Source organism: Paenibacillus sp. FSL R5-0636 (assembly GCF_037974255.1).
Classification (GTDB): domain Bacteria; phylum Bacillota; class Bacilli; order Paenibacillales; family Paenibacillaceae; genus Paenibacillus_AQ; species Paenibacillus_AQ odorifer.
Genome location: NZ_CP150232.1, coordinates 5,075,133 through 5,088,979, shown reverse-complemented (window position 1 = coordinate 5,088,979; position 13,847 = coordinate 5,075,133). Strand labels below are relative to the sequence as shown.

15 protein-coding genes are annotated in these 13,847 nt (G+C 41.1%); 12 read left to right on the top strand and 3 right to left on the bottom strand.

The annotated features are described in order from the left end of the window. Window positions 1-40: 40 nt before the first annotated feature. The 8 genes from MKX34_RS23235 (at window position 41) to MKX34_RS23200 (ending at window position 7,920) form a co-directional block, all read left to right on the top strand. Entirely contained in the window at window positions 41-484 is a 444-nt protein-coding gene (locus MKX34_RS23235; protein WP_038572621.1) for a GNAT family N-acetyltransferase, read from the top strand. A 122-nt stretch (window positions 485-606) separates the two neighbouring features. Then, a complete protein-coding gene (locus tag MKX34_RS23230) occupies window positions 607-1,047 on the top strand; it encodes a DUF6678 family protein (protein WP_051491267.1) in 441 nt (146 codons plus the stop codon). A 308-nt stretch (window positions 1,048-1,355) separates the two neighbouring features. Then, on the top strand, window positions 1,356-2,540 hold the full coding sequence (locus MKX34_RS23225; RefSeq protein WP_036683080.1) for a glycosyltransferase: 1,185 nt from the start codon (window positions 1,356-1,358) through the stop codon (window positions 2,538-2,540). Between the two features lie 202 nt (window positions 2,541-2,742). After that, window positions 2,743-3,807 carry a serine hydrolase domain-containing protein gene (locus tag MKX34_RS23220; RefSeq protein WP_076296294.1) on the top strand — a complete coding sequence of 355 codons (1,065 nt, stop codon included), beginning with the start codon at window positions 2,743-2,745 and terminating at the stop codon, window positions 3,805-3,807. A gap of 114 nt (window positions 3,808-3,921) precedes the next feature. After that, complete coding sequence (locus tag MKX34_RS23215; RefSeq protein ID WP_038572617.1) at window positions 3,922-5,031, top strand: hypothetical protein; 1,110 nt, start codon at window positions 3,922-3,924, stop codon at window positions 5,029-5,031. Between the two features lie 154 nt (window positions 5,032-5,185). Then, on the top strand, window positions 5,186-5,644 hold the full coding sequence (locus MKX34_RS23210) for a GNAT family N-acetyltransferase (RefSeq protein WP_076273041.1): 459 nt from the start codon (window positions 5,186-5,188) through the stop codon (window positions 5,642-5,644). A gap of 28 nt (window positions 5,645-5,672) precedes the next feature. Further along, entirely contained in the window at window positions 5,673-7,145 is a 1,473-nt protein-coding gene (locus tag MKX34_RS23205) for an amidase family protein (protein WP_076296295.1), read from the top strand. Window positions 7,146-7,344: 199 nt separating this feature from the next. Then, window positions 7,345-7,920, top strand: a complete 576-nt coding sequence (locus MKX34_RS23200) for a dihydrofolate reductase family protein (protein WP_036683068.1) — start codon at window positions 7,345-7,347, stop codon at window positions 7,918-7,920. Window positions 7,921-8,061: 141 nt separating this feature from the next. On the opposite strand, the gene MKX34_RS23195 is transcribed toward MKX34_RS23200, so the two are convergent. After that, entirely contained in the window at window positions 8,062-8,259 is a 198-nt protein-coding gene (locus tag MKX34_RS23195) for a hypothetical protein (protein ID WP_036683067.1), read from the bottom strand. A 186-nt stretch (window positions 8,260-8,445) separates the two neighbouring features. On the opposite strand from MKX34_RS23195, the gene MKX34_RS23190 reads away from it, so the two are divergent. The 4 genes from MKX34_RS23190 to MKX34_RS23175 all read left to right on the top strand — a co-directional run bounded on the left by MKX34_RS23190 (window position 8,446) and on the right by MKX34_RS23175 (window position 11,386). Then, window positions 8,446-8,796, top strand: coding sequence for an MmcQ/YjbR family DNA-binding protein (locus MKX34_RS23190; RefSeq protein WP_076296296.1), 351 nt, complete (start codon window positions 8,446-8,448; stop codon window positions 8,794-8,796). A gap of 77 nt (window positions 8,797-8,873) precedes the next feature. Then, on the top strand, window positions 8,874-9,065 hold the full coding sequence (locus MKX34_RS23185; RefSeq protein WP_036683062.1) for a hypothetical protein: 192 nt from the start codon (window positions 8,874-8,876) through the stop codon (window positions 9,063-9,065). Window positions 9,066-9,201: 136 nt separating this feature from the next. After that, window positions 9,202-10,074: a GNAT family N-acetyltransferase gene (locus MKX34_RS23180; protein ID WP_076296297.1), complete on the top strand. Its 873-nt coding sequence runs from the start codon at window positions 9,202-9,204 to the stop codon at window positions 10,072-10,074. A gap of 172 nt (window positions 10,075-10,246) precedes the next feature. After that, complete coding sequence (locus MKX34_RS23175) at window positions 10,247-11,386, top strand: 5-methyltetrahydropteroyltriglutamate--homocysteine S-methyltransferase (RefSeq protein WP_076296298.1); 1,140 nt, start codon at window positions 10,247-10,249, stop codon at window positions 11,384-11,386. A 451-nt stretch (window positions 11,387-11,837) separates the two neighbouring features. On the opposite strand, the gene MKX34_RS23170 is transcribed toward MKX34_RS23175, so the two are convergent. Then, window positions 11,838-12,779, bottom strand: a complete 942-nt coding sequence (locus MKX34_RS23170) for an NAD(P)H-binding protein (RefSeq protein WP_076296299.1) — start codon at window positions 12,777-12,779, stop codon at window positions 11,838-11,840. A 78-nt stretch (window positions 12,780-12,857) separates the two neighbouring features. Next, complete coding sequence (locus tag MKX34_RS23165; protein ID WP_076296300.1) at window positions 12,858-13,757, bottom strand: LysR family transcriptional regulator; 900 nt, start codon at window positions 13,755-13,757, stop codon at window positions 12,858-12,860. Window positions 13,758-13,847: the final 90 nt, after the last annotated feature.

Here is a 13,847-nt window from a genome sequence, read left to right as displayed (position 1 = left end):
TTGTCGAATCCTTTGCTTGAATATTTCTATAAAGGGGGGGATGGAAATTAAAATACGAGAAGTTGTAGCAAATGATTATACTGAAGTTGTTTTTTTATGGAATGATGTACTTGGCGTTCGCAATGTTAATATTGAAAACTTTCGAGTTACTATGGAAAACATGAATAAGGCTGGAAATTACAAAACATTCGTTGCATTATTTGAAAATGATGTGGTTGGTTTTGTCACTATAGTTCAGGCGTTATCCGTAGGGTCTTCGAATGGTTATCTACATATTCAAGGGCTTGCTGTTAAAAAGGAATTACAGCATAATGGGATAGGTACAGAACTACTAAGATACACTGAAAATTACGCTAAAGAAATGGAAATATCAAGTATTATTTTATGTAGCGGATTTAAGCGAACCGACGCCCATGCTTTCTATGTGCATAATGGCTATGACAAAGATTCATACTGCTTTGATAAGATTATTAAACTTGACTAATTTTGAATATGTAATAGCCGAGCAGCCATTTTGTATTAAGTTAACGGATAACGATAACTCAATAACGACACACGGGCAGGTCAGCGTGGGATTTATGTTGTTATTCAGGAGGATTTTTAATTGTGGGTTTTGAACAGGATTTTAAAAAAAGGGTACATGAAGTTATTACACAGAAACAATTATGTTCAGTTATGAATGACACTAAGTGGGGAAACTTACAAAGTGATGTACTAAATAAACTACCTTTTACCCCTCCATATCAAGCTAAGTATGTATTAGACGATATACTTTATCCAGAGAACTTCGAAAACGACGTCTGGTATTTAGGGGATTGGATAGAAGGACTTTCACCTTTTTTTTCTGTAGAATGGATACGGGTTAGACCAAGGTATCAGAAGCACAAGGGGAATCTGCTTCCTCCTGAATTAATTGACATAAGTAAAGAATTTCTTTCGATTTTACATGAATTAAGAATTCCGTATAGAGAAGAAAATAATACATTTTTCATTTATGGATATATATCAAATACAGACTCACTTTTCAAAGGTAATCAATTGAGCTAACGGGACACGTTAGTTCAATAAACCAGCGGCAGTCTAAAACTTTATTTACTCAGACACCAACTTTCATTTAATTTGATCATATTACACGTTCGAAGATGCTTTCGGACACAGTTTGCCTTTAACTAAACACAGAACATTAATCCTATCGTTACTGGAGGTTGATGCACTGTGTTTTTTTCTGCGGATTTCTTCGTTTGCTTCGCTCTATAGAAAATCATGAAGTTAATATTCAGTTGAGGATCTCATCACTATCTGTTTACGATTCAGAGTTAGAGTTAGAGAAGGCCAAGCGAAAAAGGAGCTTTCTCATGAACACAGATCCTAAAGTACTTATTGTAACTTCGGCATTTGGAGACGGGCATATCAAAGTAGCAGAAGCAATTGATCATTCTTTTAGACGTAGAGGGATCAGCCGGATTGTTACCTTGGATCTTTTCGCTGCAGTCTACCCTAGTCTGAATGAGCTGTCCCGCAGATTCTATCTGAACAGCACAGGTTATACTCAAGAATTTTATGGATTAGTGTACAAGTTGACGAGCAAGATTAAACCAGACCAGTTCATGGGTAAATGGATTCATTCTATGGGCAAGCGGAAAGTGCAAAGGATCATCGACGAGATTGGACCGGATATTATCATTCATACCTTTCCCTATTTGGCCGCTGCTGAGCTTGCATCAACAAAGGGAAGACGAATCCCCCTTTTCACTGTCATGACGGATTATGTGGTTCATGGCAGGTGGCTTCATCCACAAACCTCGAAGTATTTTATTGCTACGGAAAGTATGAAAGCAGAACTGATGTCATTAGGTATTGCTGAAGAAAAGCTTGTGGTTAGCGGGATTCCGATTCGTGAAGCTTTTGAACAGACTCAGGAACGTGAAGGCCTTTTACGTAAGCATGGACTAGATGGAAATCGACATTATCTATTACTTGCGGCAGGGGCTTACGGCGTGTTGAGTGATATTAACCATTTAATAATAAGGGCGCTGCAGCAATCAAACTTCGATGTAATGGTATTGTGCGGGAATAATCATAAGCTCCAGATGGCTACGGAAGAGCTTTTTCAAGAGAATCCTCGGGTTCACATACGGGGTTATACAGAAGAAATGCAGGAGCTAATGTGCATATCCTCCTGTCTGTTGACCAAAGCAGGGGGGATTACCTTGACTGAGGCGATGGCTCTAGCACTTCCTGTAATTGTCTATCGTCCGCTCCCCGGTCAGGAGGCAGGCAATGCAGAATGGTTGTCTGAGCACAATTTAATAGAGATTGCCCGAAACGAGGAGCAGTTAGTAGAGCAGCTTCAGAGATTGGAGCATCTGGGGTACAGGGATGGAAAGGTGCAGGATATGAAGAACTTTTCCCGGAAATCAGCCGCGGATGCTATCGTTACTGAGGCTTTAGAGGTTATCAAGCTGCGGCAGCCGTCTGTTTCAGCCGTAAAATCTATGGTTGTTGAAGGGCAGGCGAAGACGATTCATGGATATTATTAGCAAGGTAGAAAGACCACGCGTTGTGGGTCCTCTAATTGGAGGCTGGCTCGGAAGCTCGGAAAATGAATTGCTGCCTTTTCAAGTAAGCGACTGTTTATTTGATTATAATTATTTATTACCAGATAAAGGGTCGATAAGATGTTATTATTTGTATGGGTGAATTTATTGAAAATGGTGCTTTATTGTCATTGGGGAGGACAAAATGTACACGAATCAGAAGATAGAGGATATCTTGCATGAAATGCTAATCAAGTTTGTGGAAAATGAAAAGTTTCCGGGATTAGCGGCCGGAATCGTAAAGGACAACCGAGTTCTGTTTACTGGTGAATATGGGACGGCAAATTTATCGACGGGTGATCCTGTAGTTCGTGGCAATTTGTTTCACCAAGCCTCTGTCTCCAAAACCTTCGTAGCAACCGCCATTATGCAATTAGTTGAGCGTGGTAAGGTAGAATTGGATGTCCCCATCACTAAATACCTGTCATATTTTAAGTTAGAGGATGAGCGGTATCAAAATATAACAATAAGACAGCTTATGAATCATACCTCCGGTATGCCTGATGAGGAAGATTACGCGTGGGATCGCCCTGAATACGACGAACAAAGTCTTGAACGATATGTAAAAGGGATAGGTCACCACAAGCTGTTAAGCCAACCGGGAGAGAAATTTGCCTATAGTAATATAGGATATGAGATCTTGGGAGATATGATAGCAAAAGTCAGCGATATGAGCTTCGAGCAGTATATGGAAAAAAATATTCTTGAACCAACAGGAATGCAGTCCAGTTCTTTTCTTAAACAGGAGGTTGAAGCTTATATTGCTGCACCTCATGTGCTTGGAGCTACCCATGAATGTGGTGGCTGCGTTAGTAGTGTTTTTCCATATAACAGGGCCCATGCACCTAGCTCCACTTTATATACCCATGCCGAAGATATGTGCCAATATCTGCTGATTCATCTAAACGGTGGAACAGCCGGGAACGGCAATGAAATCCTCCAGCCAGGTAGCTATGATGAAATGTGGAAACCTCATGCACAAACGGGCTATGATCCGGAAAATGCACAGATAGGATTGGGCTGGTTTCTAGGAGAATATAAAGGTTCTCGTATTCTCTCACATTCCGGCTGGGATACTGGATTCTTAAGCAATCTGTTCCTGCTTCCCGATGAAAAAATCGCTATTTCTGTTATGAGTAATTGTGACTATGTCAACATGGGCAGTGTATGCTTCCCAATCCTTGATCTGTTGCTTGGCTCCAATATTTAGAACGAGTCTGTAACTGATTTTACAACTTCATAACAAGGGGCTTCGTACTTTATAACATTCGTAACTTAAAGTACATGTAAGTCAAGCCCACTTACACTATGGAGGTTATGAGAAATGAAGAGTAAAGATGTGAAATCAGCCCTTGGGGTGATCGCGATATCCGGTGGTCTGCTGGCCCTGACTGCTTTGGCAGTGCCCAAAATCGTCGCTTACACTACAGTGAACCAGAATGTGTCTCAAGCGAACGTTTCCTACACGCAAGAACTCAACCAGAAGCCTGCTGTTCAACTGGCGAGCAGCCAGATCCCGGTACTTAAGGTTGCAACCAAAACACCAGTCTCGACGATCAAGTCGTATTTTGAGCGCACAGTCACCGCTGAAGAAATTAAGCAGATTAATGAGTATGCAGAGAAGGCCAGGCTCACCGGCAAGGATGAACAGCTTACGCGGCAATTTACGGATCAGGAGAATAAGCGGCGGATGTTATTGGATGATCAATACAAGTACGATGGTTTACGGCCCAAGCAGAAGCTACCTTTGAAATCAGGGAGCTCCGAATTTTATCTGGATCAAAGCAAATTTACCTATGTATTTCCTAAGCGCGAACTGACCGATGAAGAAATGCTGCAATTGATCGACTGGAATTACCGTTTTAATTATGTGGTAAGCCTCAATCTTGTCGTGGCACAGCCAGATAAGAAGGACATCAGTCAGGATGAAGCCCTACGCAGAGCAAAAGAGAGCGTAAGCCGTCTATTCGGTGTGGATCTCTCTAAGTTGCAGGCTCAGACCTCATATCATAAGCCTTTTCCTGATTCGAAAGGGCAATGGTTCGTTAATTTTCTACCTTACCGGGCAGAGACACTGCGGGCTCAGGATAAGTCCTATTTCATGTATAATACGTTCGTGGATGCAAAGAGCGGGACCGTACTGGATACCACGATAGTGGATCTGTCCTATAAGAGAACTCCGATTACAGCAGCTATAAATAAAAAGATTAGCCAGGATTCCAGCTGGCTTCAAGCCGCTAAATCCATTGTGGTGGACAAGCAGGGCGAGACCCGTGCGATAACCAGCTCCTCTATCATTAAAGACAGTGCATATGACAAAAGCGGAGTGGTAGCGGTCTTGGTCAAACTGAAAGACGGTAGCACCTACACGGCAGAGCTGCGCTATCCCGAGAAGACGCTGCGCTGCCTGATCTATACACCGGTTTCTAAGTAATGAAGTGAACCAGCGTTATAACCTACTTTAGTATTTACAACCTACAGCAAGCCCCACTCGGGGCTTGCTGCTATGCATTTTGAGAGCTGGTGGATGACTATTGTGAGAGCAGACATGGGTATAGGAATTTCTTTTTACAAGAAGGGATGGTTAGATGCTAGATATTAAATCCTTACAAGAATGTCCTCTTCGTCAAAATGAGCTTATTAAGTATGTCAAAAAACGGTGGCCAAAAGTACAACAAGTTGTGCTCCCCAATATACAAGAAAGTTTAATCTCAAAAGATGAGGAGTTTCCTTTTACATTTTTGCTGTTGAAACATGATGTAATCATCGGGTTTTATCAATTAATTGAGCAGGAATTTATAACTCGAAAAGATTTATCACCTTGGATTGCGCCATTGTTTATTGACGAAAGTGAGAGAGGCAAAGCACTAGGAGCCGTTTTGTTGGAGCATGCCAGAAAAATAGCTGGACAACTAGGTTATACAAAAGTCTACTTGGCGACGGATCATATTCTTTATTATGAGAAATATGGATTTAAGGAGATAGGTCTGGATAACTTCGAGTGGGGACGGCCCACCAAAATATATGAACATGACACTATTACATAAATGACCCAAATGGAAAGCAGGAGTTATCATGGAACATATCTTCGAATTAGCAAAAATAAAGAGTGAAGAAATAACGATACTCGAACTGCAGGATGCAATGGATAGAGGGGATGTTAGTTCTAGGGAACTTGTTATGTATTACATGTATCGGATAGCAACGTTTGACCAGAGTGGTCCCATGATAAACTCTATTATGGAAATGAATCCAGATGCGATTTTTATTGCCGAGGCATTAGATCAGGAGAGAAAATTAAGCGGAGCACGAAGTCTTTTACATGGTGTGCCTGTATTATTGAAAGGAAATATTGAAACGAATGATAAAATGCATACAACTGCTGGCGCATTAGCTTTGGAAAACCATGTTAGCTCAAACGATGCTTTTCTTGTCCAAAAACTAAGGGATGCTGGGGCAATTATACTTGCAAAAACAAATATGACGGAATGGGCAAATGGGATGTCATCATCCATGTGGGCTGGGTATAGCTCAATAGGAGGACAAACCAAAAATCCATACGGGGATCATTTTCCGGGGGGTTCCAGTACGGGTTCTGCCGCTTCTGTTGCAGCCAATTTTTCAACAGTAGCCGTGGGGACAGAGACGTCTGGCTCTATTTTAAGTCCAGCTGTGCAAAACGCGATTGTTGGTTTAAAGCCAACTGTAGGTCTAATAAGTAGATCAGGCATAATTCCATGGTCATATTCTCAGGATACAGCTGGACCTATGGCAAGGAATGTGACAGATGTTGCGATCTTATTAAATGCACTTACGGGAAAAGATGAAAGTGATCCTGCTACTTGGAAAAATGAATATTCTACTATGGAATACACAGCATTTTTGGATAAAGACGGATTAAATAAAGCGACCATAGGCGTTTTTAGAAATGCTCTACCTAAGAATTATTGTGACATGGGTGAATATGATGAACATTTATTTAATGATGCTGTGGCTAAATTAAAAGATTCTGGAGCCAACATAATAGAAGATATAGATATTCCATCGTTCCATAGAGAGTGGAAATATAACAAAATGAATCTTGAATTTAAGCATTCCGTTGAAAATTACTTATATAACCTTCCGGCTCAACTTCCTGTCCATAACCTAAATGAATTGATTGAATGGAACGAGCGGGATTCGGAAAAGGCTTTGAAATATGGACAAGATATGCTGAACTATCGATCACAGCTAGATAAACCGTTGAATCATTCGGAATATATTGTAGAGTCTATCTCTGACTTATATTATTCGCAAAATATAGGGATCGATCATGCTTTAGAAAAGTATGGATTGGATGCAATCCTGTTTCCTGCTTATGTCGGAGCTGATTTAAGTGCTAGAGCAGGTTATCCAACTATAGCAGTGCCCGCAGGCTTTCAAGAGAATGGAAGAGCCTTTGGGATCACATTTGCAGGAACGGCATTTAGTGAACCGACACTCATTCGGATTGCATTTGCATTCGAACAACAAACGAAACACAGAAAAATGCCGGCTCTAAAGAAATGAAAGATGATTTGAAAATTAGAAAAAGGTGCATTTACAAACGAACGTATGTTTGCTAAAATGTTGATGTGGATAAAAATACCAAAGTGAAGAAAAGAGCGTTTGAGATTAGCAATCCATAAGAAACAACCCAAGTTGAATTCTGCTAAAATGTAGTTAATGTCTAATGTAGATATCCCTCATGAACAAAGGAGAACTGAAAATGAGAAAACTCGTTCTATTTCTTCACGCATCGCTTGACGGTTTTGTAGAAGGGCCGAATGGTGAAATGGACATTGGCTGGGTTTCCTACGATGCTGATTTGGAGAACCATGCGAAAGAAATTCTGAGTACTGCCGACACTGTCATTTGGGGACGTGGGACTTATCAGATGATGCACAGTTACTGGCCATCTGTCCCTTCGAACCCATCAGCTTCGCAGCATGAACGGAATCATGCCGAGTGGATCGAAAAGGCAGCTAAGATCGTTTTTTCCACGACGCTGGAGAAAGTCGAATGGAATAATTCCAGACTCGTGAAAGAAGCTGTCGAGGAAGAGATCAATAACCTCAAACAGCAGCCCGGCAAGGATATGGTCATCCTCGGCAGTCCTAGATTCGCACACCACCTTATGCAGCTTGATTTAATTGATGAGTATAAAATTACGGTTTCTCCCGTCCTGATCGGTAAGGGATTGCCATTATTCCAAGGTCTCAAGGAGAAGAGAAATCTTAAGCTAATCGAAAACAAGACCTTTGATTCTGGAGCCATAGGTCTCGTTTACCAGACGGTAAGATGACCTTGTCACTTAAGGTGATTACGCTCACGGGGAACGTTATTGGAACGACAACAGCGGCAGTCTAAGACTTTATTTATCAAGTCTTGGTCCGCCGCTGCTTGTTTTAATGGATCCAGTCTAATACTTTATTTTTACCAAACACTAATCAGATGTTGGTTCTTTCATAAACCATGAAATATGGGTGCATCGCTTACAAATAAGGATGGCAGCGTTTTTGTTCGCCCAGTCAAAGCCTAAAAATGATGCGCCGCTTGTGTTAAGCAGTTTATAATCCAGATCAAAGGTATCGTTTTGACAGCAAGGACAGGTTATTGGTGCGCCTGCAGCACTGTATCTCATTATAAAAACCTCCTGTAGATTTGTATATTACTTTAACGTATTTAAGGTTATTCAGGTTTCGTGCACTTGAAAGGATTACTCACGAGTTCATTTTGCCAAGGGCAAGAGTGTTAGGTTTATTTCAGTTATAATATTTGATATAAGGTATACAGGATTCGTTTTAATGAAGAAGGTGAGGGACTGATTTTGACCCATAATATTATCGAATACTGTTTACAAAAGAATGGAGCAACAAAGGATTTTCCTTTCGGCTTCGATCCAATGGTGATCAAAATTGCCGGTAAAATGTTCGCGCTTATATTTGAGAATAAGGGGAATTATGCTTACATAAATCTAAAATGTGATCCGGTGATTGCAGGGAACTTTCGAGAGCAGCATGAGAGCGTTCGGCCAGGATACCACATGAACAAAAAACACTGGAATACGATTGTTTTGGATGGCTCCTTACCAGAGTCGGATATCTATTTAATGATTGATCATTCTTACGATATGGTTGTCAAAAATCTCCCTAAGAGCCTCCGACAAACGATATATTGAAGGTGGCATTAAGTTGTCGTTAAAATGGCAATGAACTGGTATAATATGGTTTATATTCATGGGAAGGAGTTGTATTTATGTCTGACTTTTTTAATTCAGGACCTAATCCCAATTTGTCGGACCCTGCAGGCCATAAAGCAAACCATGATGTAAATGCGCAAAAATATCATACTGAAGGCGTTCCAGGATTCTGGAGTGAGGTAACCAATCTGTTGATCGTTGTGGCTATAATTGCTATCATTTTTTTAGTTATAAGGTTTGTTTTATGATTACCCTGGTTTAGAGTGAAGACATTGACTTTTAGGAGGCGGTTCCATTGGTAACTATCATTAGGTGGACAGAATTTAGAAGGATAACGCCTACTCGTCCATAAACTGCGTATTTCCTTCTTAATGAGGGTACTAGATGCAAGAATATAAAATTAGTACAATGAAAGACTATTCAAAGCAATCGATTGATCAAATCCGCATATTAGAACATCTTTGCAAGACGTCCGACAGGTCAAGTTTGAGGGTGGGTATAGAAAGCCTTAAGGAGATAGACGGAGATGAGGCATTCTTGTGCCAGATCGATAACCAATTAGTCGGATTTCTCAGTTGGTATACTTCGGATGGCATCGAAGCTAATATTAACGGAATGGTTCACCCGGACTTTCGTCGCCAAGGTGTATTCCACAGCTTACTGAAAAGTGCCGGATCAGATATGCAAATGCAAGGCATACAAACTTGCCGTTTTAGGATACCTTCTAATTCTGAATCAGGGATGGATTATATACGGTATTTAGGGGCAAGTGCTGCACCGTCTGAATTCCTCATGGTTTTTAATCGGGCACAAATCGCTGGATCAAGCCACTCCGGTTTAGCTGTGCGATTAGAAGAAGATCAGGATTTAGAGTTCATGGTTAAATGTTCATCACAAGCTTTTGGTGATTCAGAGTCCTGGACTAGGAATTATTTAACTCGTACAAGAGAACCGGCACGGATTACTTACATTGCTGTGGACAACATGATTCCGGTTGGGATGATCAGAGTCAATTATTTATATACAAATACAGCGGTTATACATGATTTTTGTGTGCTTCCTTCGTGTCAAGGCAGAGGATACGGACGTGAAATTCTTTCAGAGGTAGTTAAAATCTTGCGAGATCAGAGGGATTTCCAGATTCGTCTTGGCGTGGTCACTCAAAATAGAAAGGCATTATCCCTCTATCAGTCGATTGGGTTTGAGGTGACTGCGGAGTCTAATTACTATGTAATATCCGTCGATATGATTTATTAAGAAAGAGGCGCTACTCATGCGCCTCTTCTTTTTTTATCATGCCCTTCTAATTATCACGCTGAATCTAGCTATAGTTAATACTTATAACCTGTCATAGCTCATTGGTAGATCGGTTTAGTCAGTCGGTTATGCTATATTTATTCTAATAATTTGTTTACGAGGAGATTAATATATGAGCATTCAAACCGTACCCCAAAAACGAACCGTTACTCCATTTCGATATGATATCGTGGGCAGCTTCCTGCGCCCCCAAGCGTTGAAAGAGGCTAGATTAAAATTCAAGAATGGTGAAATTACTGCCGAGCAGTTGAAGGAAGTAGAGAACGACGAAATCGTTAAGCTCGTGCAGAAACAAAAAGAGGTGGGTCTTCAAGCAGTAACCGATGGCGAATTCCGCCGCTCTTGGTGGCACCTCGACTTCTTCTGGGGACTTGACGGTGTAGATCGGACAATTATTGACCAAGGTTACCAATTTAACGGTGCAGAGTCCAGACCAGAAACAGCCCGACTGACCGGGAAAATAAGCTACAGCAGCCATCCTTTTGTTTCGCATTATGAATTTTTAAAAGGTGCTGCTGGTGAGGACGTTGTTACGCGTCAATCGATTCCTGCGGCTGCACAATTCCTGTTCGAGCTAGATCGGGCGGAAAACAAGGAAAGCACAAATGAATTATACCCGAATCGCGAAGAGCTTATCTCGGATATTGCCAAAGCATACAAAGCATCGATTCTGGCCTTCTATGCAGCGGGCTGCCGCAGTATTCAGATCGACGATTGTACGTGGGGAGCGCTTTGCGACGAACAGTTTATAGCATTTATGAATCAGATTGGCGTTAACGTAGCTGAATATGCAAGCGAACTTGCAAAATTGAATGAGGAAGTTGTAACTGGTCTGCCGGAAGATCTTGTTGTAACGACCCATGTATGCCGGGGCAATTATGTTTCGACTTATGCTGGAGTAGGTGGAGGCTACGAGCCTATCGCGCAAACGCTTCTTAATATCAATAACTACTCGGGTTATTATCTGGAGTTTGATACCGAACGTGCAGGTGACTTCAAGCCATTGCGTTTCTTGAAAGACAATCAGCAGGTTGTGTTAGGTCTGTTCTCATCCAAATTTGGTGAGCTTGAAAGCAAGGAAGATATTCTGAAGCGTATTGAGGAAGCGAAGCAATACGTTGATCTAAACCGGATTTGCCTTAGCCCGCAATGTGGCTTTGCTTCCACGGAAGAAGGCAACCACCTGACAGAAGAGCAGCAATGGCGTAAGCTTGCTTATATTAAAGAAATTGCTGAAGAGATCTGGAACTAACTCTAATTAAAAAGTAGACAGAGATAAAGATAAAGATAATACACCTTTAGATTCGGATGTTCATCCGTTCGGTTAAAGGTGTATTTTGTTCTACAGTGAGCATATCGATATACTTGGCTAGTTCTATCTATACCGTGACGGAGGATTAGGGAAAACCTCCCTAATAAAAGCCGATAATTGCTCTAAATGAATGAAATTAGGGAATAACTCCCTAAAAAACAGAGCAATATCAAGAATTACCGCCAAATCAGTTAAATTTCAGGGAAGAATTCCCTGATTATTAGTCTGATGACCAGAATCCTCTGGTAATAAGGGAGGAATTCCCTAATTATCTCCAGGGCGAGCATATGATTGAGCTTTACGGAGTTTTTTTGCCACGCTCAGTATAAAAGAAATCACCCCCGTTTAATAAACGGGGGTGATTTAGCCTAAGAAGTAAGAGTGTCAGCTTTTAATTGTCTTTAGAGTGTCTTTCGCCAACCTGGAATTCATCGGCATGTTCAAACATATATTTCACGGTCAGAGGGTCTTGACCAGTAAGTTGTTTGAAGTCGTTCGTATAAACATCCATTTTTCCTTCACGAATAGCTTGTCCGAAAGTAACCATACCTTCTGAAGAAAAGGGTGCTTCGGAGCCTTCTTTAAATGCACCGTCGGTGGTTCTAGGCACGCCCATTGCTTCGAATACGGCATAATTTTCTTCATCCGTGTTTTCTTTGTAGGTGATATGATTGCCCGTTACTTCATTACCAATCTTAATGAAATCGGTAATTGTCATCAATTCAAGTCCGTTTATATTTAGAATCGCTTCCTGATAATTATTGGAGGCTAGGGCATACGCAACGGCTTTTGCGCAATCCTTCCGCGAGATATAAGCCATTTTACCGTCACCTTGATTGTTTGTTAATACCCCGTCACCCTTCACATACGTGAAGTAATTGGTAATCATGGCTTCCGCGTATTGGGAATTCCGAAGGAAGATATAATCTAGCCCAACGCTTTGAATATAACGTTCGGTATACACATGGTCGATTTTTTCTACGCTTGGATTGCTTTCATCGGCTGCGTTTACTAGAGAAGTATAAATGATCTGTTTGACTCCAGCTTCTTTGGCAGCATCGACCACATGTTTTTGTGCATTTTGGCGTTTTTCTCCAACAAAAGGCATGGAGATTAGAGCGAGTTTATCGGCATGAGCAAAAGCTTCGGCAAGGCCGTCCTTGTTATTAAAGTTGGTCACATGTGTTTCAATCCCTTGTTCCGCATATTCTTTCAAACATGCTGGATCGTAAGCGCAAAAAATGATTTGGTCTTTATCTACCAGCTCCAACAAATATTCCGCAGCTTGCTTCCCTAGATTTCCATCGACACCAGTCAACAATAATTTACCCATGATCGTTGTCACTCCTTGTTGAAATGAATTATACCCTTATAGTATGTGAAAAAAGTAACATAGTCTAACACATAAAACTTATGGTCGATTGCTAAATCCAATTTGGATTTGTTGCAGGAAGGAAGGCAAGGCCGGGTTTGTATTCTTTTTGAGATAACCTGCTTCGATTGCAAAGGTATGGTGTGAATCATCTAAGGGAATTAGCCGGATTTCATCTTGAAGATAAGCGAGCTGATAGTTATCCGGGAAAAAGCCAATTAAATTCTCCGTGATGATATAAAACAATTCTGTCTCCACATCGTCTGCGGTTCGAAGAATGTTCGGCTGATAGCCGTCTTCAATCGCATGCTGGATCATTAGATGATAAGAGTTTCCAATAGCTGTTGGATTCAGCATGACTAGCGGATGTTCATATAACTCCTCTTTGGCGATCGATTCATGATGAAACAGGGGATGGTGATGACTCACAGCCGCACAATAACGTCCCTTATATAAGGGATAGGTTACAATGTCCTCTTTTCCCTGAAACTCGGAATCAAAGGCAATAGCCACGTCGTAAATCCCTTTTAGCAAGTATTCTGCAATATCTTTTAGCAATACTTTATTCAGTTCCAGCTTAATATTCGGATGATGATCCTGAAACGAGGGAATCAATTTCAACAAACTTTGGATATCCGTCATCGCCGCATATTCGATACTCAAGGATTGCGTATTATACTTTTGAAAGTTTTCCATGCTCATCTTCATATGGTTATATTGCTTCCAGAGGATGAGGGCTTCGCCATAGAAAAGCCATCCGGCTTTGGTTGGCTCAATAGGGATCTGCTTTCTGTCAATCAATTGAATGTTGAATTCCTCTTCAAGCGCGGCGATTTGTTGGCTAATGGTGGTCTGCGATACATAGTTCTTTTTAGCTGTTTCCGTAAAATTTCTGCATTCCACGAGATCTATAAAATATTTAATCCTTCTTATGTTCATAGTATCCTCCGCATGCCGCTGTTTGCTTTTATTATAACCCAGAAAGTAAAAAAGAGAGCCTCGTTTAGAGACTCCCTTTGTTGTACTACT

Bases quoted from the DNA above. Each gene is read 5' to 3' on its own strand.
- MKX34_RS23235 (WP_038572621.1), top strand. From the start codon at position 41: ATGGAAATTAAAATACGAGAAGTTGTAGCAAATGATTATACTGAAGTT.
- MKX34_RS23225 (WP_036683080.1), top strand. From the start codon at position 1,356: ATGAACACAGATCCTAAAGTACTTATTGTAACTTCGGCATTTGGAGAC.
- MKX34_RS23220 (WP_076296294.1), top strand. From the start codon at position 2,743: ATGTACACGAATCAGAAGATAGAGGATATCTTGCATGAAATGCTAATC.
- MKX34_RS23215 (WP_038572617.1), top strand. From the start codon at position 3,922: ATGAAGAGTAAAGATGTGAAATCAGCCCTTGGGGTGATCGCGATATCC.
- MKX34_RS23210 (WP_076273041.1), top strand. From the start codon at position 5,186: ATGCTAGATATTAAATCCTTACAAGAATGTCCTCTTCGTCAAAATGAG.
- MKX34_RS23205 (WP_076296295.1), top strand. From the start codon at position 5,673: ATGGAACATATCTTCGAATTAGCAAAAATAAAGAGTGAAGAAATAACG.
- MKX34_RS23200 (WP_036683068.1), top strand. From the start codon at position 7,345: ATGAGAAAACTCGTTCTATTTCTTCACGCATCGCTTGACGGTTTTGTA.
- MKX34_RS23195 (WP_036683067.1), bottom strand. From the start codon at position 8,259: ATGAGATACAGTGCTGCAGGCGCACCAATAACCTGTCCTTGCTGTCAA.
- MKX34_RS23185 (WP_036683062.1), top strand. From the start codon at position 8,874: ATGTCTGACTTTTTTAATTCAGGACCTAATCCCAATTTGTCGGACCCT.
- MKX34_RS23180 (WP_076296297.1), top strand. From the start codon at position 9,202: ATGCAAGAATATAAAATTAGTACAATGAAAGACTATTCAAAGCAATCG.
- MKX34_RS23175 (WP_076296298.1), top strand. From the start codon at position 10,247: ATGAGCATTCAAACCGTACCCCAAAAACGAACCGTTACTCCATTTCGA.
- MKX34_RS23170 (WP_076296299.1), bottom strand. From the start codon at position 12,779: ATGGGTAAATTATTGTTGACTGGTGTCGATGGAAATCTAGGGAAGCAA.
- MKX34_RS23165 (WP_076296300.1), bottom strand. From the start codon at position 13,757: ATGAACATAAGAAGGATTAAATATTTTATAGATCTCGTGGAATGCAGA.